The sequence below is a fragment of the Mesorhizobium sp. M7A.F.Ca.CA.002.05.1.1 genome, assembly GCF_003998335.1.
GTDB lineage: Bacteria > Pseudomonadota > Alphaproteobacteria > Rhizobiales > Rhizobiaceae > Mesorhizobium.
On sequence record NZ_RZQI01001370.1, the window covers coordinates 1 to 1000 of the forward strand.

Below are 1000 nucleotides of genomic sequence, written 5' to 3' on the forward strand. Positions count from 1 at the left end.
GTCGTAGCCTTCTCCCTCCCCCTTGTGGGGGGGGTTAGGGGTGGGGGTACTTGGCGCCATGTTTTGAGGATTGAAGCATGATCCCCGGCAAGCATGCGCTGGTCACAGGCGGCGGCTCCGGCGTCGGCCGGGCCATCGCGCTGGCGCTGGCGGGTGCGGGCATCGATGTCACCATCTGCGGCCGCCGGGGAGCAGAGCTCACTGAGGTGGCCGGCGAGAACGACCGCATCTTCGGCATCGCCGCCGATGTCACCGACGAGGCGGCAATGGCAGCGCTCTACCAGAGGGCGCAAGCCGCGCGCGGACCCTTCGACATCGTTGTCGCCAATGCCGGCATGGCCGGCAGCGCCCCGGCGCACAAAACCGCGCTCAGCGACTGGCAGCGAACGCTCGACGTCAATCTGACCGGCGCCTTCCTGACGGTGAAGCCGGCGCTGGCCGGCATGGCCGTGCGGAAAACAGGACGAATTGTTTTCATCGCCTCGACCGCCGGCCTGAAAGGCTACGCCTACGTCGCGTCTTACGTCGCCGCCAAGCATGGCGTCGTTGGCCTGATGCGGGCGCTTGCCGCCGAAACGGCGAAATCGGGCGTCACCGTCAACGCGGTGTGCCCAGGCTTTGTGGAAACCGAAATGCTGGAAGAGTCCATCCAGCGCATCATCGAGAAGACCGGCCGCTCGGTCGAGCAAGCGCGGTCAAGCCTCGCCTCGAACAACCCGCAAGGCCGCTTCATCCAGCCGGATGAGGTCGCCGCCGCCGTGCTGTGGCTGTGCGGCGACGCCGCCCAATCGATAACCGGACAGGCGATTTCCATCTCAGGAGGCGAAACATGGTAGCCGGCCCCCTGCCCGCGCCGTCGGGACCCGGCAAGGACCGCTTGCGGCTGTGGATCAGGCTGCTGCGAGCCTCGCGCACGATCGAGGCCGAGCTGCGCGAGCGGCTGAAGAAGGAGTTCAACACGACGCTGCCGCGCTTCGACGTGATGGCAGCACTCTATAGG

Annotated in this window: 1 protein-coding gene and 1 pseudogene; both read left to right on the plus strand. The window is 66.9% G+C overall.

Annotated elements, in window-relative coordinates:
* The first annotated feature begins 77 nt into the window (after positions 1–77).
* Positions 78–836: an SDR family NAD(P)-dependent oxidoreductase gene (locus tag EN939_RS35625; RefSeq protein WP_127271992.1), complete on the plus strand. Its 759-nt coding sequence runs from the start codon at positions 78–80 to the stop codon at positions 834–836.
* Positions 830–1000 (plus strand): annotated as a pseudogene (locus EN939_RS39570) (MarR family transcriptional regulator); the annotation flags it as partial. The gene EN939_RS35625 and the pseudogene EN939_RS39570, both read left to right, overlap by 7 nt.

Bases quoted from the DNA above. Each gene is read 5' to 3' on its own strand.
- EN939_RS35625 (WP_127271992.1), top strand. From the start codon at position 78: ATGATCCCCGGCAAGCATGCGCTGGTCACAGGCGGCGGCTCCGGCGTC.